This window comes from Candidatus Microthrix subdominans (assembly GCA_016719385.1).
GTDB classification, from domain to species: Bacteria; Actinomycetota; Acidimicrobiia; order Acidimicrobiales; family Microtrichaceae; genus Microthrix; species Microthrix subdominans.
The window spans coordinates 46,914-70,246 of the sequence record JADJZA010000007.1; the positions used below are offsets into that span (position 1 = coordinate 46,914).

At 69.5% G+C, this 23,333-nt stretch carries 21 protein-coding genes and 1 tRNA gene; 14 read left to right on the forward strand and 8 right to left on the reverse strand.

Going from position 1 to position 23,333, the window contains the following annotated elements; genetic code table 11:
- Positions 1-120 precede the first annotated feature (120 nt).
- The 3 genes from IPN02_10415 (at position 121) to IPN02_10425 (ending at position 3,372) form a co-directional block, all read left to right on the forward strand.
- Complete coding sequence (locus IPN02_10415; GenBank protein ID MBK9297221.1) at positions 121-1,119, forward strand: 1-acyl-sn-glycerol-3-phosphate acyltransferase; 999 nt, start codon at positions 121-123, stop codon at positions 1,117-1,119.
- Between the two features lie 9 nt (positions 1,120-1,128).
- The gene (locus tag IPN02_10420; protein ID MBK9297222.1) at positions 1,129-1,851 is read left to right on the forward strand and encodes an endonuclease/exonuclease/phosphatase family protein; all 723 of its coding nucleotides are present in this window, start codon (positions 1,129-1,131) and stop codon (positions 1,849-1,851) included.
- A 102-nt stretch (positions 1,852-1,953) separates the two neighbouring features.
- Complete coding sequence (locus tag IPN02_10425; protein MBK9297223.1) at positions 1,954-3,372, forward strand: neutral zinc metallopeptidase; 1,419 nt, start codon at positions 1,954-1,956, stop codon at positions 3,370-3,372.
- A gap of 27 nt (positions 3,373-3,399) precedes the next feature.
- Here IPN02_10425 and IPN02_10430 read toward each other — a convergent pair whose 3' ends face one another.
- The 4 genes from IPN02_10430 to IPN02_10445 all read right to left on the reverse strand — a co-directional run bounded on the left by IPN02_10430 (position 3,400) and on the right by IPN02_10445 (position 9,385).
- Positions 3,400-4,275, reverse strand: a complete 876-nt coding sequence (locus IPN02_10430; GenBank protein MBK9297224.1) for an NTP transferase domain-containing protein — start codon at positions 4,273-4,275, stop codon at positions 3,400-3,402.
- The gene (locus IPN02_10435; GenBank protein MBK9297225.1) at positions 4,215-4,874 is read right to left on the reverse strand and encodes a TetR/AcrR family transcriptional regulator C-terminal domain-containing protein; all 660 of its coding nucleotides are present in this window, start codon (positions 4,872-4,874) and stop codon (positions 4,215-4,217) included. Before IPN02_10435 ends, IPN02_10430 begins: the two co-directional genes overlap by 61 nt.
- A gap of 86 nt (positions 4,875-4,960) precedes the next feature.
- Entirely contained in the window at positions 4,961-6,184 is a 1,224-nt protein-coding gene (locus IPN02_10440) for a hypothetical protein (protein ID MBK9297226.1), read from the reverse strand.
- 72 nt (positions 6,185-6,256) lie between these two features.
- Positions 6,257-9,385 carry a DEAD/DEAH box helicase gene (locus IPN02_10445; GenBank protein ID MBK9297227.1) on the reverse strand — a complete coding sequence of 1,043 codons (3,129 nt, stop codon included), beginning with the start codon at positions 9,383-9,385 and terminating at the stop codon, positions 6,257-6,259.
- 116 nt (positions 9,386-9,501) lie between these two features.
- Here IPN02_10445 and IPN02_10450 point away from each other — a divergent pair, with 116 nt between their 5' ends.
- Positions 9,502-12,192, forward strand: coding sequence for a penicillin acylase family protein (locus IPN02_10450; GenBank protein MBK9297228.1), 2,691 nt, complete (start codon positions 9,502-9,504; stop codon positions 12,190-12,192).
- 314 nt (positions 12,193-12,506) lie between these two features.
- Here IPN02_10450 and IPN02_10455 read toward each other — a convergent pair whose 3' ends face one another.
- Entirely contained in the window at positions 12,507-13,115 is a 609-nt protein-coding gene (locus tag IPN02_10455; protein MBK9297229.1) for a GNAT family N-acetyltransferase, read from the reverse strand.
- Positions 13,116-13,389: 274 nt separating this feature from the next.
- On the opposite strand from IPN02_10455, the gene IPN02_10460 reads away from it, so the two are divergent.
- The gene (locus IPN02_10460) at positions 13,390-13,698 is read left to right on the forward strand and encodes a nitroreductase family deazaflavin-dependent oxidoreductase (GenBank protein MBK9297230.1); all 309 of its coding nucleotides are present in this window, start codon (positions 13,390-13,392) and stop codon (positions 13,696-13,698) included.
- A gap of 12 nt (positions 13,699-13,710) precedes the next feature.
- On the opposite strand, the gene IPN02_10465 is transcribed toward IPN02_10460, so the two are convergent.
- Positions 13,711-13,787, reverse strand: a tRNA-Lys gene (locus IPN02_10465).
- A 115-nt stretch (positions 13,788-13,902) separates the two neighbouring features.
- On the reverse strand, positions 13,903-14,385 hold the full coding sequence (locus tag IPN02_10470) for a hypothetical protein (GenBank protein ID MBK9297231.1): 483 nt from the start codon (positions 14,383-14,385) through the stop codon (positions 13,903-13,905).
- 56 nt (positions 14,386-14,441) lie between these two features.
- Here IPN02_10470 and IPN02_10475 point away from each other — a divergent pair, with 56 nt between their 5' ends.
- On the forward strand, positions 14,442-14,714 hold the full coding sequence (locus IPN02_10475; protein ID MBK9297232.1) for a hypothetical protein: 273 nt from the start codon (positions 14,442-14,444) through the stop codon (positions 14,712-14,714).
- Positions 14,715-14,863: 149 nt separating this feature from the next.
- On the opposite strand, the gene IPN02_10480 is transcribed toward IPN02_10475, so the two are convergent.
- A complete protein-coding gene (locus IPN02_10480; protein MBK9297233.1) occupies positions 14,864-15,457 on the reverse strand; it encodes a histidine phosphatase family protein in 594 nt (197 codons plus the stop codon).
- 153 nt (positions 15,458-15,610) lie between these two features.
- Here IPN02_10480 and IPN02_10485 point away from each other — a divergent pair, with 153 nt between their 5' ends.
- From IPN02_10485 to IPN02_10520, 8 genes are all read left to right on the forward strand, one after another.
- Positions 15,611-15,853, forward strand: coding sequence for a MoaD/ThiS family protein (locus IPN02_10485; GenBank protein MBK9297234.1), 243 nt, complete (start codon positions 15,611-15,613; stop codon positions 15,851-15,853).
- Positions 15,850-17,385: a hypothetical protein gene (locus IPN02_10490; GenBank protein MBK9297235.1), complete on the forward strand. Its 1,536-nt coding sequence runs from the start codon at positions 15,850-15,852 to the stop codon at positions 17,383-17,385. The genes IPN02_10485 and IPN02_10490 overlap by 4 nt, the downstream gene beginning before the upstream one ends.
- A gap of 51 nt (positions 17,386-17,436) precedes the next feature.
- On the forward strand, positions 17,437-17,829 hold the full coding sequence (locus IPN02_10495; GenBank protein ID MBK9297236.1) for a helix-turn-helix domain-containing protein: 393 nt from the start codon (positions 17,437-17,439) through the stop codon (positions 17,827-17,829).
- Positions 17,830-17,875: 46 nt separating this feature from the next.
- On the forward strand, positions 17,876-19,096 hold the full coding sequence (locus IPN02_10500) for a glycosyltransferase (GenBank protein MBK9297237.1): 1,221 nt from the start codon (positions 17,876-17,878) through the stop codon (positions 19,094-19,096).
- 57 nt (positions 19,097-19,153) lie between these two features.
- The gene (locus IPN02_10505) at positions 19,154-19,627 is read left to right on the forward strand and encodes a type III secretion system chaperone (protein MBK9297238.1); all 474 of its coding nucleotides are present in this window, start codon (positions 19,154-19,156) and stop codon (positions 19,625-19,627) included.
- A 24-nt stretch (positions 19,628-19,651) separates the two neighbouring features.
- On the forward strand, positions 19,652-20,497 hold the full coding sequence (gene proC / locus IPN02_10510; protein MBK9297239.1) for a pyrroline-5-carboxylate reductase: 846 nt from the start codon (positions 19,652-19,654) through the stop codon (positions 20,495-20,497).
- 57 nt (positions 20,498-20,554) lie between these two features.
- Positions 20,555-21,445, forward strand: coding sequence for an SAM-dependent chlorinase/fluorinase (locus IPN02_10515; protein MBK9297240.1), 891 nt, complete (start codon positions 20,555-20,557; stop codon positions 21,443-21,445).
- 312 nt (positions 21,446-21,757) lie between these two features.
- Positions 21,758-23,296: an AMP-binding protein gene (locus tag IPN02_10520; protein MBK9297241.1), complete on the forward strand. Its 1,539-nt coding sequence runs from the start codon at positions 21,758-21,760 to the stop codon at positions 23,294-23,296.
- Positions 23,297-23,333 lie beyond the last annotated feature (37 nt).

Genomic DNA, 23,333 nt, shown 5'->3' on the forward strand with positions numbered 1-23,333 from the left:
ACGCCAGGTACGCTCGATTTTTATGGTTGGGGTTCAACGAGTTGGGGGTCGGGTTGCTGAGCGATCGAAGTCGAGCCTCCCGATGTTCCGTGCTTCGATGACGCTCCTCAGCCTGCCCGGATGACCAGCGCTCTCAACCGCCGCTTGGTCACTGTTCCAGCCACCTGGTTCATCACGTTGGCCTTGATCGTGCTGGCCCCGCTGGCGTTGCCCGTTCTCGTCGTGGTCGATCTGCTTCGGGCGCGACCCCGCCTGCCCCTCGCCCGGGGTTGGGTGTTCGGCCTCGCCTACGGGCTGCTCGAGTCGGCGATGCTGGTGGTCGTCGCCGGGCTGTGGGTGCTCACCGGATTCGGGTTGGCGATGTCCACCCGATGGGCCCAGCGGCTGCACTACTCGCTGCAGCGTTGGTGGGTGGGGCGCCTCCTCCGCCTGCTCGAAGCCGTGCTCGGGCTTCGCTTCTCGATCGAGGGAATCGAGGCGCTGCGCCCCGGCCCGGTGATCGTCTTCGGCCGGCACGTCAGCTTGGTCGATACCTTGTTTCCGGCTCTGGCTCTGGCCGATTCCGGTCTCTCGCTGCGCTATGTACTCAAGCGTGAGCTGGAGATCGTGCCGCTGCTGGACGTGGTCGGACACCGCCTGCCCAACTATTTCGCCGATCGCTCCGGCACCGACACCGAGCGCGAGTTGGCGGCGCTCTCGGCGCTGGCGACCGATCTGGGCCCCGACGACTCGGTCGTGATCTTTCCCGAGGGAACCCGAGGCACCGCCGACAAGCGGGCCCGGGCGGTCGAACGTCTCGGCGAGCGTCACCCCGAGTTGGCCGAGCAGGCTGCCTCGTTGAGGCATACGATGCCGCCGCGCTGGGGCGGGGCATTCGCCCTGCTGGACGCTGCACCGGACGCCGATGTCGTCGTGTTCGTGCACCACGGGTTGGATGGCCTGAGCGGGCTGCGGACGATCTTGGCGGCTCTGCCCTTTCGGCACCCGGTCACCGTTGAGCTGTGGCGGATCCCGCGAGCGGGGATCCCCGAGGACCGCGACGAACGTCGCCGGTGGCTCTTCGACCTGTGGACCCGCATGGACGCCTGGGTCGACTCGGCTGTCCAGGCCCGGCTGTAACCTTCGATCGTGACTGGGCGGTCGGTATTTCGGGTGGCGTGTTGGAACATCCACCACGGCGCCCCAGGCTCGAAGTGGTTGGCCAACCACGTCAGCCTGACCTCCGGCATCGCTCAGCTCGATGCCGATGTGGTCGTGCTGTGCGAGGTGGACCTGCGGGTGTGGCGGTCCTGGTTTCGTGATCAGGCCCAGCTGGTGGGGCAGCGTCTGGGCTACCACGTGCTCTTTGCTCCGGCGCGCCGCCTGTCGCCGGGTTTGTATGGAAACGCGTTGCTCAGCCGCACCCCTCCGTGCCGGACCGAGGTGCTGGCGCTGCCGGCCCGCCGAGGCGTCGAAACCCGATCGGCGGTGCTCACCTCGATCCCGGTCGCCGGTGCTTCGGTGACCGTCGTCGGCACCCATCTGCAGAATGCTGGCTCAGATGGTCGGGGCCACGCCGACGCGCTCGCCCAGCTCGGCGTCGTGAACGACGCAATGAAGTCGCGTCCGTCGCCGGCCGTGCTCACCGGCGACCTCAACCTGCTCGCATCCGACGTCGAGCCGGCCTTCGAGCAGGCGGGCCTCAGCGCCGTCCCGACCGGGCCGACCTTCCCGTTTCCGTCGCCTCGCCGGCGGATCGACTGGATGGGGGTGCGCGGGCTGGAGGTGGTGTCCTCGGGCACCGTGCCGGTCTACGGCAGTGATCACCTGGCGATCAGCGCCGACCTGAAGCCGAGCGACGACCTTGGCTGAGCAGCCCCCAGCGCGTTACTGAGAACCGCTCCAGGCTGGATCGATCCGGTGCCATGACCGTCCGGGCCGCGGGTACCTTTCGTTGACGACCCAGGGAGAGCTATGAAAAACCGACTGATCATGCTGATCGTCCTGACAGCGATGGTTGGCGCCGCCTGCTCCACCGGCCTCGTCGCTGAGAGCGCGGACGTCAAACCTGGCGCGATCGTCATCGACCGCACCGATCGGCCCGAGCAGCCCACCCGGCCAGCCGAAGGCGAGAATGCCCGGCCCTACCTGGAGACGGTCGACCTGTCGATCGCCGACATTCAGGACTTTTGGTCCAACCAGATGCCGAAGGCCTTTGGCCAGGAGTTCCAGAAGATCCCCAGCTCGAAGATCTTCGCCTACAACAGCTCCACCCCGCCGCCGGCGTGCGGGACTGGAGAGCAGCCCTCCTACGAGGCCTTGGCGGGTAATGCGTTCTATTGCAGCGAAGAGCAGTTCATCGCCTTCGACGACGAGAACCTGTTTCCACAGCTGTACGAAAAGTACGGCAGCTATGCGGTGGCGATGGTGCTGGCCCACGAATGGGGTCACGCGGTGCAGGACCAGCTGGGCATGGCCGATGGCAGCGTGCCCACCGTGTACCTCGAGCAGCAGTCCGACTGCTTCGCCGGCGCGTGGACCAAGTGGGTCGACGACGGCAAGAGCGACAACCTCAGCCTGTCCGAGGGCAGCCTCGACGCCGCCCTCGGAGGCATGCTTGCGTTTCGGGACGAGCCGGGCACCCGCCCGGACGACCCGGCCGCCCACGGCTCCGGCTTCGATCGGGTGCGCGCTTTTCGGGACGGCTTCACCTCCGGCGTCAAGGCCTGCGCCGACTATGTGACCAACCCGCCCGAGCTAACGCAGCTGCCGTTTCGGACCGAGGGAGAGTACCGGAGCGGCGGAAACCTGGACTACGGCCAACTCATCGAGCTGCTCGTCCCCGACTTCGATCTGTGGATGACGCGTGAGTTTCCCTCCTTTGAGGCACTCAGCACCGCCGTGGGATTCGACCCGTCGGCCGGGGACGTCAGCTGTGGCGACACCACGCTCAGCGGAGCGGATGCGACCGGCAAGATCTTCTACTGCGCCAGCGACAACTCGATCCGCTGGGACGAACCGTGGCTCGCCGGCATCAACGATGAGTCCGGCGACTTCGCCACCGGGTTACTGCTCGGCATGCAGTACGGCGTGGCGCTGCAATCCCAGACGGGAATGAGCGACGACGACATTGGCTCGGAGGACAGCATCAAGCAGCGGGCGTGCCTCGTTGGCGCCTATTCCGGCTCGCTGATCGACGAATTGACCAACCCGACCGAAGGCCGCGACCTCTCGATCTCGGGCGGCGACCTGGACGAGGCCCTGGCATCGTTGATCAGCTTCACTGCGCCCGATCACGTTGACGAGTCCGGGTCCAGCCTGGCCTTCGACCGCATCGAGGCCTTCCAGAACGGGGTGTTGGACGGCGTGAGCTCGTGCGGCATCGGCGGCTGAGCCGCTTCCGCCACACTGCGTTCTCCCTCAGGCCAACGCGGCCCGGACCTCCGGCAGGTCGTCACGATGGGTCAGCCCGATCCATCGGCCCGACGATCGGACCACCCGAATGCTGAGGCCGTCGTCGGCCATCATGCGGGCGATCTCGGTCGGCAGCAGAAACTCGTCGTCGGGGTCCGGGTGTCCGGCGAGGAACTGCTCGAATCGCTCGGCCATGAGGCCGGCGGTCCAGGCGGGCAGCCCCCACAGGTTCATCGAAGCAGGGGTATCGTCGGGATACGTCGCGCCGTCGTCGTCGCTGACGCCGATCCCGCTGGGGTGGGCGAACAACCCGTGGGTCTCGACCACCGACTTCAGTCGGGCATCGGTGACCTCGCAGATCCCCCGGGAGACGCCGCCGTGGTCGCTGAGCGTCCCGGCGAGTTCGAAGCTGACCAGCACCCCGTCGTTGGGCTGTTCGGCAAGGCTGGTCGCCAACAGCTGCAACGACGGGTCGCCGTACAGGTCGTCGCCGTTCGCCACCCCGTACGGTCCGTCGAGCACATCGGCACACGCTCCGACCGCGTGAGCGGTACCCCAGGGGCGCTCGCGAGTCGGGCCGGCGAGATCCTGGCGGACCGACACCACCTCGAGCCCGCTGACGTACTGGTCGGCGGCCTCGAGTAACCGCTGTTCGACCTCTGCGCGGGAGACCAGGATCAGGCGCTCGATCCCGGCGCGTTGGGCCTGAGCAGCGGTGATGGCGAAGATCGGCTCGTCGTTCGGGCCGACCGGCTCCAGCTGCTTGGGCCCGCCAAAGCGACTGCCCAGCCCGCCCGCGAGGAGGATGAGTGAGTGTGCGATCAGGTTTCCTTTCGGGTTCGGCTGCGCTCGAGTTCGGCGGAAACGCCCTCCAGCATGCACTGCACGCCCAGGCCAAATTCAGCGGCACGGTCCTCGGGCGTCGTCCCGATTGACGAGGCGACCAGCGGCAGATCCTCGTCGCTGATCGAGGTGCGAAACTCGGCCACCGCGTTGGGATCGTAGCCATCGAACATCAGCGGCGATGCCCCCACTTCGGTGAGTGCGTGGCCGATGGCGAAGGCCACGAACACGTTGATCACCTGACGGGAGCGGTCGAGGGTGAAGCCTGCGTCGACCAGCGTGGCGAGCCCGAGCTCGACCAGCGCCATCGTGTTGCTGCTCATCACCGGACGGGTGGCGATGACCGGTAGCAGGTTGGGGTGGGACAACAGCGCCGATCGCAGGGCATCCATGGCGCCGACCACTTGGTCTTGCCACCGCTCGGCTGCCAGGTCGAGCACCATTTCGCCGTAGACCCGTTCGACCATCAGGTCGAGCAGCGCCGCCTTGGACTTCACGTGGTGATACAACGACATCGCCTCTACCCCGAGCCGCCGCGCCAGCTTGCGCATCGACAAGGCGTCGAGGCCTTCGTCGTCGACCAGCTCGACGGCGGCCCACACGATGCGGTCGGGGGTGAGAGGCTCGCTGGGGCTCATCGTGCGGAGGCTACCTACCCAGGCCCGGCGCACCGGTAACGAGGCTACCTACCCAGGCCCAGCGCGCCTGTAATGAGGGAGGTGCCTCAGATGTCTTCACACAGCGAAGCCGGATCGTCGCTCGGCCCTTCGACGAGCACCCAGCCGAGCTCCGGGTCGGAGCGCAGTAGCCACCAGCGGCCTCGCCGATCGATGCGAAGCTGGCGGCCGGTTGGGCCCGAAGTGATCAAGTTGGCGCGTTGGCGGACGCGGCCGCCCAGAGCGGTGGCCCCGTCGGCCAGATCATCAGGGTCGGCCTCGAACCGGTCGAGCAGCACCGCCACCCCTGCCTCCCCGGCCAGCACCCGCGCTCGGCGTCGGACCTCGAGCTCTTCGTTGCTCAGGCCGCTGCGCTTGGCGACGGTAGTTGGCGCCAGCCCCCGCTCAACCAGCCGCTCGGCCAGTACGCCCAGGCCTCCGTCCGCCTCCGGAGGGGCATCGTCGAGGAGGGCGGCGGCACGGTGGGCGGCCAGGTCGGCCAGCGCTCCGAGCCCGGCCCGGCTCAGACCGCTGTCGGCCGGCGGTGCATCCACCCGGACACGCTCGCTCGGTGGCCGGTGGGATGCGAGCGCCGGGGCCTGACGGTGCCGGCTCCAGGCGGTGGCTGCGGCGATCCCGGGATCGCGCGCCCGGGGCCATCCGGCCGGGGTTTCGTCCAGCTGGGCCCCGCCCCCCAGCTCCACCCGATCGACGCCGCGGAGCATCAAAAGGAGCAGCGGGTCGGAGGCGATCTCGTCGGCAAGGGCGACGAGCAAGGCGGCGAGGTGCTTACAGGATTCGCGCCCGCAGCTGCACTCGGCCGACAGGTCGTGCTGTGAAGGCATTGGGTCAGCCTGCATCTCGATGAGCGCCTGGCGAAGACGGATGTGAGCGCGCCCCGACATGAGCGACCGCTCCAACTCGGCGTCGCCGGACAACGAGGCGCGGGCACGAGCCCAGCGGGCCGGGCCCCATCTGCGCACGGTGAGGACCGTGCGTCTGCCCGATGAGCGATCCTCGGCAACCACCTGGCCGGGTTCCATCGACAACGGGAGCGGCGGGTCGGCAGTGGCCGGCTCGCCGGTGGGCTCGTCGCCGAACAGGGCCGAGGCGGCGCTGTCGTCGCCGTCGAGCGACCCCTGGGCGCCAGCGCCTCGATTGCGCGCCAGGCTGACCGACCGGGGGGCCACGCCCAGGCATTCGGCGGCGGCTTGCAGCCATTGGCCGTGCCAGCCGAGGTGGTTCGGTGAGCCGGCGGCCGAGCCCGGTGCGTTCTCCGGTGGTGTGGTCATCGTGGGTTCCTCGAACCGGTTCTCGTCATCGCCACTCCTGCAGCGTTGCTGACGCCTTGGTCCGCCGATGGATCATGCCGCGTCCTCCGAGGATGCTGCGCCCCCCGGGCGCTGGCGGCGCAGCAACTCGCCGAGCTCGCCGTCGTTGAGCCCTCCGATCCATCCGTCGACCCCGGTGCCCATCACCGCTCCCGCCAGCTGTCGCTTCTGGCCGAGCACCTCGGCGACCCGTTCCTCGAGGGTTCCCTCGGAGATGAGTCGGTGCACCGACACCGTGGCCGTCTGGCCGATCCGGTGGGCCCGATCGGTCGCCTGATCCTCGACGGCGGGGTTCCACCAGCGGTCGTAGTGGATCACCTGGGTGGCCCGGGTGAGGGTCAACCCGGTGCCGGCCGCCCGAAGCGAGCAGACCAACACGTCGATGTGACCGGCCTGAAATTCATCGGTGAGCCGCTGTCGCTCGGTGGGGCTCAACGAACCGTGGAGGATGGCGTGGCTGATGCCCCGCTCGCTGAGATGCGAGGCGAGCAGCTTGGCCATCACCACGTACTGGGTGAAGACCAGGGTGGGCTCGGAGCGGTCGTCGCTGCGGGCCTCGCTGGCCGAGTCGATCAGGTCGTCGAACGCTTCGAGCTTGGCTGAGCGGCCGTCGAGGGCGCTGCCGTCGTCCAGATAATGGGCCGGGTGGTTGCAGATCTGCTTGAGCGACGTCAACAACGCCAGCACCAGGCCCCGTCGGACGATCCCCTCGGCGTGGGCGATGCGGTCGAGCGCTTCGCCCACGGCGGCGTCGTACAGGGCCCCCTGTTCGGTGGTGAGGCCGACGACGACGTCGCGCTCGATCTTGTTGGGCAGCTCCGGTGCGATCAGCGGGTCGGCCTTGGTGCGGCGCAGCACCAGTGGAGCGATGCGCTGGCGCAGCTCGGCGTTGCTGGCCTGGCTGCCGTGCCGTTCGATCGGGTCGGCGAATCGGTTGCGGAAGTCGGCGTAGGTGCCGAGCAGCCCGGGGGTGACCCAGTCGATCAGTGACCACAGATCGCCGAGCTGGTTCTCGACCGGGGTGCCGGTGAGGGCCAGACGAAACCGTCCGGGCACACGCCGAAGCGAACGGGCTGCGCGGGAGACCGGGTTTTTCACCGCTTGGGCCTCGTCGGCGACGATCATCCCCCAGGCGCGTTGTCCCAGCTCGCCGTGGTCGCGTCGCAGCACGCCGTAGGTGGTGATCACCACCTCGTCATCGCGCAGGGCTTCCAGGTCGCGTCGGGTGCCGTGATAGCGGCGCACCGGCGTGTCGGGGGCGAAGCGTTGGAACTCCCGTTCCCAGGTGCCGAGCAGGGAGGTGGGTGCCACCACCAGCGTGGGGCCAAGCGGCTGCGATCGGCCCGAACCGGTGGGTGGCGTGGCGGAGGCGTCGACGGCAGCTTCGTCGGCGGCGGGATCGCCGCCGGCGACATGGCCGACGCTGCCGACAGCTGGGTCGGCAGCTGGGTCGGTGGTTCCGGCGTGGCCCGGGGGGCGGGCGAGCGGGGGTACCTCGGGCGCGTTCGGGCCGTGGAGCAAGGCGTGGACGGCGATGGTCTGGAGGGTTTTGCCCAGACCCATGTCGTCGGCGAGCACACCGCCCATGCCCAGTTCCGCCAACCCCGCCATCCACGCCACGCCTCGCGTTTGATAGTGGCGCAGCTCCGCTTCGAGGCCGGGAATGTCGAGCGGGACGGCCGGTTGCTCCTCGGCCAGCGCAACTAGCCGGCGGGCGCGAGCGACCAGCTCCGGCGATGCCACCACCTGAGGATCGGCCGCATGGGCATCGTCGAGGGCGAGGGTGCCCAGCCCGGCGTCCAGTGCGGCAGCTTCAGGTTGGTCGGCGTTGCCGACGGCCGAAAGACCGGCCATCAGCTGGGCCATCGCCGCTCCGACGGTGGTCTCCGGACCCCGGCCTTGGACCTTCCTCGCCAGCTGGTCGGGAACGCGCACCCATCCGTCCGGCGTGCGGATCAACGGTCGGCGTGCCGACAACAGCTGATCGAGCTCGTCGGCGCTCAGCTGCCGACCCCCGACGTGGGCCCGCCAGCGGGTATCGCACAGCTCCTCCAGGCCGAAGGCCCCGGAGGTGGGCGGGCGTAGCTCCACCCGCACGTCGACGGTGCCCAACGACGCGTCCTCGGGCCAAAACAACTTGATGCCGGCGCGCTTGAGATCATCGGTGGCGTCGATCAGCGCATCGAGCTGATCGTCGGTCAGCTCGGTGTCGGTCGGGTGGTCGACTGCAGCCAGCTCGGGGGGGACCACCCAATGACGTCCGGCGCGCGCCAGCTCGCTGCGCAGATCCTCCCAGGGGGTCGGCCCCAGGCGGTGGCGTTCGTCGCTCCCGAGTAACTGACCGGCCGGCACCGCAACGCTGGGGTGGGCCCGGCTGCGCAGGCGCAGGTGAAGATGCCAGGGCCCGCCGGGCGAGTCCTTGGTCGGCGGCGCCAAGCACAGCTCGAGAGCGGCACCCCGGCATCGGGTCGAGATCGACTTGGCCGCCCAGGTGCGCAGGTGGGGCACGCGGGTGGGGGAGTCGGCGGCGTAGACGTGGCTGGCGGTGAGCGCCTCCGACGATGCACCTCGTGGCAGCGAGTCGGCCAAGGCATCCCAGACCGCAGCCACCGTGGCCTCGGGGCTCGCCACGCGTTGGCCGCTGCGGGTGCCCGGTAGCGGGGTGGCGAGGAGCTCGGGCGGAAGACAGGTTGCCAGGGCGCTCATGGTGGCCTGGTCCTCCGGCCCGAGTGGAGCCACGGTCCAGGCATCCCATCCCACCGGAGTGACGCAGGGGAGCACGCGTCCGGCGGCGATCAAGGCCAAGCCGGCCCGTACGGTCTCGCTCAGGGCGCGCTGGGAGCTGCTGGCGCCGGCGGAGGTTGCCAGCAGCTGGGGTACCAGATCGATCAGCGGCACCAGGTGAACGATCGTGTCGGTGGCCGATGGTTTGTCGCCGCCCCGGGCGGGGAGCACCAGGGTGAACAGCGTGGGCTCGCCCGGGAGCGCCGGAGCTTCGCTGGGCAGGGTGAAGAGGTCCTCCTGGGCGCGTTCGGTCCCGGGCAGCCAGCAGGCAACCATCGAGCGACGCGGGGGGTCGGCCGCGCTCAACGTCACCTCGGCGGCGGGAGGGAGGGCTGGGCGCTGGACGGCTGAGCGTGAGGGTGGGGGCGTATCCACCATGGCTCCAGGGTAACCGATCGACGTACAGGTGTTCGACCCCTGTCAGCGGGTGCCGCTCCCCGGTGCGGCCGGATCGCCGCCGACCTCCGGATCGTCTGACTAATGTCAGGTCTGCCATGAATGAACGCTTCAGGAGTAAAGGTCCTCTGACCGAGTTGCCCGCCGACCGCGCCCCAGCTGCCCGCACCTCCCGCCGACCCGGTCGCCGAACGGGGCTGAGGTCGCTCGTCCGCGCCCGCACGCTGGCCGTCGCCGGCCTCGCAGGGATGCTCGTGCTGGCCGGATGCACCGACGATGGCGAGGACGAGAAGGCCAAGGATGCCGAGGGCAAGGTCATCGGGTCCGGCGACGCCTACTCGGCCACGATCACCCGCACGGAGGGTGGGGTTCCCCACATCACGGGGAAGACGCTCGACGACGTCACTTTCGGCCAGGGGTACGCCTCGGGCCAGGACCACGCATGCAGCCTGGCCGACCAGGTGCTGAAGGTGCGGGGACGCAAAGCCGAGTTCATGGGCCCCGGCGAGGACGACGCCAACATCAACTCCGACTTCGCATGGCGGGCCATCGGCATCGCCGACATTGCCGATGCTGACTTCGAGAAGGCGCCCGAGGACGTGAAAGACCTGATGGGGTCCTTCGTGGCCGGTTGGAACGCCCACCTCGACGAGGTGGGCGCGGACGGGGTGACCGGCTGGTGCGCCGGCGAGCCGTGGGTGGTTCCTCTCGAGCCCAAGGATCTCTACGCCTACGCTCGCTCCGTGGCCCTCAACGCCTCCGGCGCGCGTCTGGCCGACTTCATCGCCACCGCCCAGCCGCCCAATGCCGAGGGTGCGGACGACGTCACGACCACGACGGCAGCGGCCGGCGCCAGCACGTCGGCGGCCGAGGACACGACCACGACGGCAGCGGCCGGCGCAGTCGCGACCGAGGGAGAGGCGAACACGACGATGACCGGGCCCACCGAGGAGCAGGGCTCCAACGGCTGGGCGATCGGATCGAAGAACTCCGAGGAGGGTGGCGGCATGTTGCTCGCCAACCCGCACTTCCCCTGGCAGGGCGAGCTGCGCTTCTGGGAGAGCCACCTCACGGTGACCGGCGATGACCCTTCCGACATCTACGGGGCTCAGCTGCTTGGCCTACCCGGCGTGGGCATTGGCGCCACCGACGAGTTCGCATGGACCCACACCGTGTCGGACGGCAACCGCTTCACCGCCTACAAGCTGACCCTGGCCCCCGACGATCCGACCGCCTACGTCGTCGATGGTGAGACCGTCCAGATGACGTCGAAGGACGTCACGATCGAGGTGGCGGACGCTTCGGGGGAGACCACCGAACAGAGTCGCACGATGTGGAGTACCGAGTTCGGGCCGGTCATCGACTTCCCGGGTGTCGGCTGGACCGACGAGACCGCCATCACCTACCGGGATGCCAACATCGACAACGACGAGTTCGTCGAGCAGTACCGGGCGATCGACACGGCCCAGAGCTTTGATGAGTTCGTCGACGCCCACGCAGACATTCAGGGCGTCCCCCTGTTCAACACGGTCGCAGTCAGCAAGGACGGCCGAGCCTGGTACGCCGACACCTCCGCCACGCCGAACCTGTCCGACGAGGCGATCGACGCCTACGAGGATGCATTGGAGAACGACCCCATCACCCGGGCGGCGGCCGACTCTGGCGCCGTACTGCTCGACGGGTCCAAGGGTTACAACCGTTGGGAAGAGGTCGACGGCGCTCGGGACCCCGGGTTGGTCCCCTACTCAAAAATGCCTCAACTGGAGCGCGATGACTACGTGTTCAACGCCAACGACAGCTTTTGGCTGGCCAACCGTGATCAGCTGATCGAGGGCGACTACTCGCCGCTACACGGCACCCAGGACACCGAACGGTCGGTACGCACCCTGCAGAACCTGTCAGTGCTGGACGGCGCCGACACCGAACGCCTCGCCGGCGATGACAACAAGTTCGGCCTGGAGGAGTTGCAGGTCGCCGCTCTGGACGACAACGCCTACACGGCAGCCCAACTGCGCACCGACGTCGTCGCTCGCTGCGAGGCCGCATCGGACCCGGTGAAGGTGGAGGCGATCCTGGGCCCGGAAGGCGGCGACGGCCAGCCCGGCGAGGAGATCGCCCCCGCCGGAGAGATCGACCTCACCGACGCCTGCCGGGTGCTCGACGAGTGGGACGGGCACTTCGATCCCGACTCGGAGGGCGCTCCGCTGTGGCGGGAGTTTCTCAACGGCTTTGGCGACGAGTCGATCTGGGCCAACGGGTTCGACCCGGCCAAGCCGCTGGAGACGCCCAACGGTCTGGTCGAGTCCGGGGCCGACGGCGACCCGGTGCTGATCAACCTGGCCACGGCCCAGCAGCTGCTCGAGTCTCAAGACCTGAAGGTCAACGTGTCGCTCGGCGAGCTGCAAACGGATGGACGGGTCGATGACGGCTCTGCGATCCCGGGCGGGCTGGGCGACGAGGGCGTCACCAACGTGGTCGGTCGCGGCGGTCTGGGTGGGACCAGCGAGCCGGTGCGAGATCTTCTCGACCCCCTCACCAACGACACCGGGCTGACCGAGGAGGGATACCCGGTCACCAACGGGTCGAGCTTCATCATGACGGTCGAGTACGGCCCGAACGGCCCCGAGATCCGCACGATCCTCACCTACGGACAGACCGGGGATCAGAACTCCCCACTGTTCACCGAGCAGACCGAGATGTTCTCCGAGAAGCAGTGGAAGACCGTCTCCCTCGATTCCGACGTGATCGCCGAGGAGGCGATCAGCGACCCGATCACCGTCAAGGGCTGAGTCAGAGCCGCACGACCTCGATCATCCCCTCGAGGGCCTCGAAGTCGTCGTCCCGGGTGAGTGTCGGGACGATGGTCGCCGCTTACACGTCGAAGGCGTCGTACAACTCGTTGCGCACCTGATCGAAGCTAGCCACAACCCGGCTGCCAGGGCGACGGCGGCGAGCCGTCGCACCGTCCGGTGACGAACCGGGTCGGTTGGGCGGGATGCTGCCATGGGCCCCGACGATATTGCCGACGCAGCTGGTGATCGAGGGTTGTTCCGGAGAGACCGTTGAGATCGTCCGATGCCGGCCGACTGTCGGCCGAGCGCCGTCAGCGGGGAGCCCGGACCAGCCGCGTGGCCCACGCCGCTCGGACCATCTTCCACTGGAACTCCACGCCGTCCTCGCCGGGTGCCTGGAGCTCCTTGGTGACCTCCCGCTCCAAGGTGAACCCCAGCCGTCGAGGCACTGCGCCGCTGGCGACGTTGGCCCGATCGTGGTGGATGGCCACCCGTTCGATGCCAGGTTGTTCGAAGGCCAGGGTGGTCAGCGCCTCGCTGGCCTCGGTGATGTAGCCGTGGCCGGTGTGGTCGACGTGCAGCCAGTAGCCGATCTCGATGGAGTCGGCGATGCGGCGCCGGTGCAGCCCGATGTTGCCAATGTGCGCACCGTCGAGAAAAACGCCGCAGTACAGGTCGCCACCGGCACGCCACTCCTGCTCCCAGGTCGCGATCCGCTGCCGTCGCTGTTCCGGGCTGACCGGCTCGTGATCCGCCCAGGGAAACCAGGGGAGGAGGTGCTCCAGACTGGCGGTCACGCTCGCCCCCAAGACCGGTTCGTCCTCGGGCGTCAGCCGTCGCAGCACCAGCCGTTGGGTCTGGGTGCGCTCGGGCAGCCGCTCCATGGCCCGAGCCTCGCTCACCTGGGCGTGATCCGCCACCCATTTTCGAGCCTGACACCACCGTTCCCGCTCGGGGTTGCAGCCTGGTCAGGTCGGCTTCGATTCTCGAGGGAGCTCGTCACGTGCGAAAGGCCGAGGTGCAGCGAGGTTGGCCGCCGGAATTTCAAACCGGCCCCCCCCCGGGTTGTTGGGGGGGGGCCCCCCCGGGGCGGCCCCCCCCCCCCCCCCCCCCCGGGGCGGGGGGGGGGGGGGGGGGGGGGGGGGCCCCCCGGGGGGGGGGGGGGGGGGGGGGGGGGGCGGGCCCCCGGTCGAGGTGGTTGAACATGACACGGTCACCGACGAGTACATCGTGTGTGCCGGCCTCGGCCGGAGCTCCGACTGGTATCGCAACCTGGTCGCTCGTCCGGCACTCCGAGTGCAGGTGGGCAACCGCTCTTGGGAGCCGAGGCAGCGGTTACTCGATGTCACCGAGGCGGCCGATCGCTTCGCCCGCTACGAGCATCGACATCCACGAACCGCCAAGCGACTCTTGGCATGGATGGAGCGTTCCTACGACGGCTCCGACGCCGGGCGTCTGGCCATGATGGACGAGATGCCGATGGTGGCCTTCGGGCGCAGGTGAGCACCTGGCTGGTGGTGGGCCGCCCGAGACTCGAACTCGGCACCTTGGGATTAAAAGTCCCCTGCTCTAACCCGATGAGCTAGCGGCCCGCCGGACATCGTACCGGGCCGCACGTTCACCATCGAAGGCCGCCCCGGACCGACCTCGGCCCCGGGGGCCGTTGCGGTCGCGGGATGTGACCGACTTGGGCAACGCTGAGCCGGGTCAATCATGGGGTGGGCGAGGCTCACATTCCAGCACCCTGCCCAGCTCGTCGGGTACCTCGCCGGCCACCACCCACCCCGACCGGCCGAGGGCATCTCGCACCAGGGTGTCGGCCAACGGCGGGGAAAGCTCGCGTCCCTGCGACGTGAGGTGGCGGTGCACGAGCACGAAGGCACGCCCGGCGCGGTCGCCCTCCAAGGCCCGGATGGCGTCGATCAGGTCCTCGAGACGAGCCTCGTCGGTCTCCTCCGGCACGTCCTCGGGGGCATCATCGGTGGTCGCATCATCGACAGCGCCGCCCCGTCGACCCCAGGTGCCAGCGCGGACCTTGCGCACGGTCCGCACCGCAAAAGGGGCGGTGACCGCCAGCGCCAACACGAACATCAACACCAGCCGTCCAAGACCCTCGGGTGGACGTTCGGGGTCGAGCTGCGCCACGGCGCCGGCAAGCGTCCCGGTCAACACGTCTGCCCAGTTGGTCACGGGCCAAGACGCTACCCGTGCGACCAACGGCGCCCGGAGTGCCTACGCTGAGCGGGGTGAGCGAACGCCTGGCAACCCAACGGCTTGAGCGGCTGGAACAAGACATCGCCGATGTGGACCGTGCGTTGGCGACGCTGGAAGAGCTGCACGCCCAGAGCAAGGGCCGCGGTGGTGCCGAGGCAGCCGAGCGCATCCGGGCGGTCGTCGGGGCCGAGCGGTTCCCCGCCGAGCCGCAGCTTCCCGCCGAGCCGCAGCGCTCCACCGAGTTCTCGGCCGGGCCTCAGCGCTCTACCGAGGTCCCGACCGAGCCTCGGGTGTCGGCTCCCTGAAACAGCACAGCGCCCGAGGTGATGCCGGCGCTGACCGCTGACATCTCCGGCATCGACGCCATGCAGAAGTCTCACCGCCGACTTTGGCATGGTGGCCATGCAGAAGTCGGCGGGGAGACTTCTGCAGGTTCAGTCGCAGGGTGCAACTGCTACTCCAACACGCCCGAGCTGGTTGCTGCGTCGATCAACTGCACTCGGGGGCCAAGCTGCCAACGGTCGGGACCGGCGCCACGCAGCCACCGGCCGCCCAGGTTGGGCATGCGGCCAGAGTGCTGGCCGAGGTGTCGTTCCACCGCCATGATCAGGCCGGAGTGGGTGACGATCGCCACCTGGGCGTCGGCCATTTCGGCCCACAGGTCGGTGAGCGCCCCCTGCGCACGCGCCATCAGCAGATCGTCGTCCTCCCAGTTGTCGGGACGCTTCCCGTCGGCGAGGTAGCCGGGCCAGCCGGCTTCGATCTCGGACCGGGTGAGCCCTTCCCAGGAGCCGGCGCTGCGTTCCATCCACCGATCATCGGTGAGCACGGGTCCCACCCCGATTCCCTCGGCGATGGCAGCCGCCGTCTCGGCCGCCCGCAGCAGCGGAGAGGACATGACGGCATCGAAGGTGCCGAGCCCGGCAGCGGCACGTCGAGCATCGTTTCGGCCCGTGTCGGTGAGCGGTGGATCCTGCTGGCCCTGCCACCGTCCCGACGCGTTCCATTCCGACTGTCCGTGGCGGATGAGGAGTACTTCCAGCGGCATGGCTCGACCTTAGGGGGGCGGCCCCGGTGCGCTCGACACCACCTGAGAGGGGCAGGCGGTTCGCTCCACGCCGGGCTGCAGCTCGCACGGGTCGCCTCCGATCGCCGGAGGCGCTCGTAACCGAGGGAGGTCCCAGGCGGGTAGCCTGGCCACATGGCTGTTCTGCGCCTCTTCGCTCAGGCACGCGAGGCCGCTGGAACTCCTTCGATGGAGCTGACCGGCGCGTCAGTCGGCGATGTGCTCGATGCCGCGTCCCGACAGCTGGGCCCGGCTTTCGATGAGGTGCTCGCCAGCTCGAAGCTGTGGCTCAACGGCGAGCCGACCGATCGAAACGCCACGGTGAGTGATGCCGACGAGGTTGCGGTGCTCCCCCCGATCTCGGGCGGCGACGCGTGAGCGGAGATTTGGGAACGGACGACGACGCCGATCTGCCCGGTCATTCCCGGCGACGCCGTGAGGTTGTCATCCCATGGGAGGACGCAGCGCCGGTAGCGGTCAGCGACCACCAGGCGGAACGCAACGGACACGACTCCCCAGCCGCCGGTCGGCGTGGCGAGCGGCTGGCCGAGGCCCCGGGCAAGTGGTTCGTCGACGCACCCGGCGACGAGGCGGACCCTCGGGCCGGCGCCACACCCGCCGATGGCGTGGACGAGCCGCGCGACGACGGCAGCGGCCTTGCCGAGGCGGACCTCTCCGATGGTCGCTCAGGATTCGACGATTTCGCTCACTTCGGTGGCGACCCGGGGGTTGGTTCAGGGTTGGATGATCTCGGGTACGTCGACGGCGGGAGCGACGTCGGCTACCTCGATGGCGACCATGCGGTCGGGGACTACCACGAGGGTGGAGAGCCCGACGGTGCCTATGCCGAGGACGGCTATGCCGAGGACGGCTACGCCGGGGATGGTCGCTACGCCGAGGGAGGCCATGGCGAGCACGAGTACCCGGAGGGTCACTACGCGGGGGAGGACACCTCCGGGGACGCGGCGTACCCCGAGGAGGAGTGGGACGAGGGCGAGTACGGGGCCGGTGGCTACGTCGACGGCACCTGGAACGCCCCCGCTGCTGTTCCACCCGCCGATGAGGTCGTCGAACCCGAGGGCCCGCCCCTCACCCCGCTGGAGGAGCGGCTCGAGCGGCGCGCTTCCAAGCTGTCCTATCGGGGCAGCCGCATCGAGCCCGTCTACGACGTCGGTGGCCCGAAAGTCCGCCTCGGTGTGCTGTGGTTTCTGTTGGCCTGGGCCGGCTTTGCGCTCGGGTCGCTCGGTGTGGGCGCCGTGTTCGTCACCGCTGCAACCGTCGCCTCCCTCCAGGTGGCCGCCCACCTGATGATCGAGGAGGACACCAACAGCCGCGTCACCGCTGCGGTGATCACCGCTGCGGTCGGTACCTCGGCCATCTTCGATGCCCGCGTGGTGGGCATCGTGATCCTCGTCGCGGTTGTCGTGGCGTTCGTCGTGGCCTCCCAGACGATCGACCGGTCGATGCTGGTGCAGGTGGCCGGCCTCACCCTTCGGGCGGCGCTGCCGCTGGGCATTGCGGTGGCGGCGCTGCTGTACCTGCACCGCGTCGATGCCTGGGTGTTCATGATCCTGTTTGGTGTCGTGTCGATCTATGACGCCGGCAACTTCCTGGTCGGGACAGGGTCGCGCCGGGCGTGGGTGGGCCCGCTGGCCGGTCTTCTGGGTGCGGCCGCGGTCGTGTTCGGCGCCGCCGGTTTCGAAGCGCCGCCGCTGACCGAGCAGACCACCTGGCTGGTGGGCGGCCTGGCTGCGTTGGCCTGTCCGTTCGGTCAGATCATTGGATCCTTCATGTTGCCTCGACCCGACGCCAGGGCCCCAGCGCTGCGCCGTCTCGACAGCTATCTCCTCGCCGCGCCGCTGACCCTGGCGGTGTTCTTGCTGCTCGGGGGTAACCGCCCGCTGCTCTAGGGGTCCGCGCTCGCGATCGTTCCTTTGGGTGCTCGCAACCGAACGCCTAGCGTGTGCGCCGTGAAGGACGAGATCGATCGCCGTTGGGATGATGTCGGCGAATTCATTCGGGAACAACGAAACCTCGGTGAACTCTCGCTGCGTCGGCTGTCCGAGATGGCCGGGATCTCCAATCCGTATCTCAGCCAGATCGAGCGCGGCCTGCGTCGCCCCTCGGCGGAGATCCTCCAGCAGATCGCCCGGGCTCTGCAGATCTCGGCGGAGACCCTGTACGTGCGGGCGGGCATCCTTGACGAGCCGACCGGGGTCTTCGACCTGGTCGCTGAGATCCGTCGGGACCCGCACATGACCGAGGAACAGAAAAAGACGCTGGTCCGGATCTACGACTCGTTCCGTCGGGAGAACGGTGACCTTGCGCCCGGTGAAGCTTCGACCGACGGCTAGTGATGGCCGAGCGACGTCGTCGGGTTTCGGCCGGGCGCGGTAGACGGTGAGCGACCTCGTGCGGCGGCTGTGCGTGCTGTCGATGCACACCTCGCCGCTCGCTCAGCCTGGGTCGGCTGATGCGGGGGGTATGAACGTCTATGTGCGGGAGCTGGCCACCTCGTTGGCCCAGGCCGGTGTGGCCGTTCGCGTCTACACCCGGGCGACGCACGGCGTGCCCGCGGGGCCGCAGACGGTGGAGCCCAACCTGGTCGTCGTGCCGATCGCAGCCGGCGATCCCGATCTGTCCAAGGAGGATCTGGGCTCGGCGATCGAGGAGTTCACCGCCGGCGTGGCCCTAGACCTGGCGGCCACCGGGGGCACCGATGCCATCCACGCCAACTACTGGTTGTCGGCGGTGGCCGGCCAGACACTGGCCCATGCTCTGAGGGTGCCGCTGGCGGTGAGCTTTCACACGCTCGCCCGGGTGAAGTTGGCCCACGGCGATCCGGAGCCCGGCGGACGGGCCGCCGCCGAGGAACGGGCGGTCGCGTCGGCCGACGTGCTGTGTGCCGCCTCGGCCAGCGATGCCTCCGACCTCTCGACCCACTACGGCGCAGATCCCCGCCGCATCGTGCGCGTGCCACCGGGGGTGCAACACGCCTTCTTCTCTCCGGGTAGCCGGGCAGGGGCGCGCCGAGCACTCGGGCTGGGCGACGCCCCGCACGTGCTGTTCGTCGGTCGTATCCAGCCGCTCAAGGGGCTCGATGTGGCGGTGTGTGCCATGGCCGAACTGCAGCGCAGCGATGCGCGCCTGCTGGCGGTCGGCGGGCCCTCGGGCCCCCACGGCGCAGCAGAGCAGGCGCGGGTCAACAACCTCATCGCCGCTGCTGGGCTGGGCGACCGGGTGACGATCACCGATCCCCAGCCCCACCACATCCTCTCGACCTACTACCGGGCGGCCGACGTCGTCGTCGTGCCCAGCCGCACCGAGAGTTTCGGTTTGGTCGCCCTCGAGGCGGCGTCGTGCGGGCGTCCGGTCGTGGCCGCCGATGTCGGTGGGCTCCGCGGCCTGGTCCTGCATGGCGAGTCCGGGCTGCGGGTGCGGGGCCGAGACCCCCGGCACTGGGCGGCCGCCATCGGCGAGGTGCTCGGCGACCCGGAACGGGCGGCGGCTTTCGGCGTCGCCGGCGCGACGCTCGGGCGGTCCTACCGCTGGTCGACCACCGCCCAAGCGCTCCTCGCAGCGCTCGATCGGGCGGTGGTGGAACACGGTGAGCGCCGCTGACGCCTGGGATCGTCGGCCGCCTCGGGGCACCGGCCACCTCGAAGTACGGTGACCGCCATGGCCGATCGACCCCCTCCCGACGCCGACGTCACCCGGGCTGCGACCGATGCGTTGCACGCCTGGCTCGACGAGGCGGCGGGTTACCCGATGATCGATGCCGTCGTGCGGGACGAGACGCCGGGACGGTCCCTGGACGGTGAGCGATGGTTCTTGCGGGTGCTCGGCGAGGCCAAGGGAGTGTGGTCGCTGTGGGTGAGCGCCCATCAGCGCAGCCTGCACTTCGAGGCGTACTTCACGCCGCCGCCCGAACGGAACGCCGAGCGCTTTTACGAGCACCTGCTCCGTCGCAACCGCAGCACCGACGATGTGGCGTTCTGCATCGGCGATGAGGACGCGGTGTTTTTGCGGTCGAAGCTGTCGCTCGAGCACGTCAGCCACGACGAACTCGACCGCACCCTGGGCAGCTTTTACGGTGCCGTGGAGGACGCTTTCGGTACCGCCGTGCGGCTGAGCTTCGCCAAGGACGGCTGAGCGCCGGACGAGTAGCTTCCCGTCATGGTCGAATCGTCCGCTTCCGAGGTTGGCTCACCACCGGCAGGAATCCGCTCCTCCGGCATCGCCGTGCAGTTCGTCGGCGGGGGGCGCATGGGCGAAGCGATCATCGCTGGCCTGATCCGGTCCGGTGAGCTGCGGGCCGAGGAGATCGCCGTGGTCGAGGCGCTGCCCGCCCGACGCGAACAGCTTCGGGTGACATATCCGCAGCTGGTGCTGGGCGACGTTCCGACGGCGGCGCCGACCGTGATCGCCGTCAAGCCCGACGATGTGGCCGCAGCGGTGAGCAAAGCGGTGGCCGCCGGGGTTGACACCGTGTTGTCGGTGGCGGCGGGCGTGCCGCTCGGCCGGTTGGAGGTGGCGGCCGGCCCGGGCGTCGCCGTGGTTCGGGCCATGCCCAACACCCCGGCCCTCGTCGGTGCCGGGGTGGCCGCGCTTGCCCCCGGCTCGGAAGCCGACGAGACCGTGTTGGTCTGGGCGGAGGGCATCCTCGGCGCGGTCGGAGACGTGGTGCGGGTGAGCGAAGCGCAGCTCGACGCGGTCACCGGCATCTCCGGATCCGGGCCCGCTTACGTCTTTTTGGTGGCCGAGGCGCTCATCGAGGCTGCCGTGGCGGAGGGGCTGCCCCGTCCGGTGGCCGAGCGGCTGGTCGTCGGCACGGTGCGGGGCGCCGGAATGATGCTGGCCGAGTCCGGCCAGTCGGCCGGCGAGCTGCGCGCCGGGGTGACCTCGCCAGGTGGAACGACCGCCGCAGGGCTCCGTGCACTCGAAGATCGGGCGGTGCGCGGGGCGTTTGCTGCGGCGGTCGCCGCTGCCACCGAGCGGTCGCGTCTGCTCGGCGCCGGCTGACGCGTCCGTCGGGCCCCCGAGGGCTCGGTGACAGCGGTGCGGCGCTACCGTGCGGGCATGGCCCCGACCCCCGCAGCGGAACCCGCCCCCGTCATCACCTTGATGTCCGATCTGGGTCACGACGACGAGTTGATCGGCGTGATGCACTCTGTGCTCGCCCAGCTGGCGCCCCAGACCCTGGTGGTCGACCTCACCCACGACATCGACCCCCGGGACGTGCGCGGCGGGGCGCTGCGGCTGGCCCGAAGCGTGCAGTGGTTGGCCCCGGGGGTGGTCATCGCCCTCGTCGCACCGGAGTCGGCGGCTGGCGGCAGGCTGGTCGCCATCGAGCTGAGCGGCGGCCAGGCCTATTTTCTCGGACCGGACAACGGGTTGTTGGCGCCGGCGATGGCGATGGTGGGCGGCGCCGAGCGGGCGGTGATCCTCGACGCAGACGAGCACCATCTGGCCAGCCCGGGGCGCAGCCATCCCGGCCGCGATGTTCTCGTGCCGGTGGCGGCAGCGCTGGTCGGCGGCACCCCACTGGAGCAGCTGGGCACCCCGGTCGACCCGATGACCCTGCGCCCCGGGTTGGTGCCGCTCGCCCAGGAGGCCGAGGACGGTTCGCTGGGGGCGGAGGTGCTCAGCATCGACCGCTTTGGCGATGTGCAGCTGAACGTCGAGGCCGAGGAGCTGGCTGCGTTCGGTGAACGGTTGTCGATCACGGTCGGTGAGGCACTGCGCACGGCTCGGCTGGTCGTCGAACGCACCGACGCACAGCGCGGGCTCGGGTGGTGGACCGACCACCTGGGCATGGTGTCGCTTCTGGCCGACGGTGCCTCGGCGGCCGACGATCTCGGGGTGAGCCCGGGGGATCAGGTGACCCTCGCAGCCGGCGCGGACGAGCCCGGGGTGACAACGCCGGTAGCGTTGGGGCAACGCTCGGCTCCGGAGCCGACCGATGGGTGATCGGCTCGCTGGCGCCTCTGGCATTCTCAGAACCCAGCGTTCCGGAACCCAGCGTGCCGGAACCCCGTGTTCAGGAACCCCGTATGCAGGAAGGCAACACCGATGAGAGCCGGAACGACGATCGCAGTGGCAATTTTGTTGTTGGTGATCCTGGGGGCGGCCGGATTTCAGTTCTGGATGGCCGCCGGTCAGGGGTGAGGAGCCCGTTTCGGTAGGACCCGGGCGGATGATCTGCCCTGGACCGTACAGGTCGCTCCCGATCCCAGCGCCTGGAGCGGGTCGCCGCGGTTAGCCTGGCCGAGGGAGGTACGAGTGAACCTGGGCAGCATTATCGACGGGCACGACGACGACCGCGTAGCGGTGCTGAGCCGTGGCCGACCGACCACCTATGGGGTACTGCGCCGTCAGGTCGGGGGGCTGAGGGCGGGCCTGACCGAGCTCGGGCTGTGTCCAGGCGACCGGGTGGCGATCATCGCGTCGAACAACCGCTACTTCGTCGTCGGCTACCTGGCGGTGGTCGGCGCCGGCATGGTGGCGGTGCCGATCGATCCGACCACGCCGGCGCTGGCCGTGAAGGAGGAGCTCGACGCGGTGCAGGCTCGGGCGCTGATCGCCGGCCCGTCGGCCCGGGCGTTGGTCACCGCCAACACCGAAGGTGCCCTCGACGACGTCGAGTTCGTCATCGGGTGCGGGTTCACCCCGGAGGGCGGCACCACCTTCGAGAAGCTGATCGAGTGTGAACCCACCGACCGGGTCGAGCTCGACGGGGATGCCCCCGCCGTGCTCGCCTTCACGTCGGGCACCGCCGGGTCGCCCAAGCCGGCCATCCTCAGCCACGCTGCGCTGTCGGTGAACATCGAACAGCAGAAGGCCTCGGCCGAGGATCGGGTGCGGGCCGATGACGTCACCCTGGGGGTCGCTCCGCTCAGCCACATCATGGGTCTCAACTCGGTGCTGTCCTCGTCCCTTTCGGTCGGGGCCTCGACGCTGCTGATCGAGCGCTTCGATCCGGTGCTGGCGCTCGAGTCGATGCAGAAGCACGGGGTGACCGTGGCGGTCGGTCCGCCGACGATGTGGTCGTCGTGGCTCAACCTGCCCGACCTGCCCGCCGACGTGTTCGCCTCGGTCCGGATCGCAGTCTCCGGGGCCGCCCGGCTGCCCGAGAAGGTCTCCAGGGCGTTCGAGGAGCGCTTCGGGGTGCGCCTTTGGGAGGGCTACGGGCTCACCGAGGCGGCGCCGGTGGTGTGCAGCTCGTACGGCACCGATGCCCCGCACGGGTCGGTCGGCATTCCCGTGCCCGGGCTGGAGGTGCGCCTGGTCGACCGCGACGGCGGCGACGTACTGATCGGCGATCCCGGCGAGCTGCTGGTTCGGGGCCCCAACGTCTTCTCCGGCTACCTCGACGAGCCCGAGGCCACCGCCGATGCGCTCGACGGCGACGGCTGGCTGCACACCGGCGACATCGCGGTCGTCGACGATGACGGCTACGTGTTTCTGGTCGACCGCAGCAAGGACTTGATCATCGTGTCCGGGTTCAACGTGTTCCCCGCCGAGGTTGAGAACGCCATCCGCACGCACCCCCAGGTGGACGACTGCGTCGTCGTCGGCGTTCCCCACCCGAGCACGGGCGAATCGGTCGTTGCCTACGTGGTGGTCAGCGACGGAGCGTCGCTCGAGGAGGAGGGCGTGATCCGCTACAGCCAGACCCGCCTGGCCCGGTACAAGTGCCCCAAGAAGATCTGGTTTACCGAGGAGGTCCCCCAGGACCTCGGCGGCAAGGTGCTGCGCCGCATGCTCCCCAAGCCGCCGTCGGCGCAGGTGGGCGAATGGAAGCCTCACACGACCGACTGACCAAGTGCGAGCAGCGTTCGAGGTGACATTGTGAATT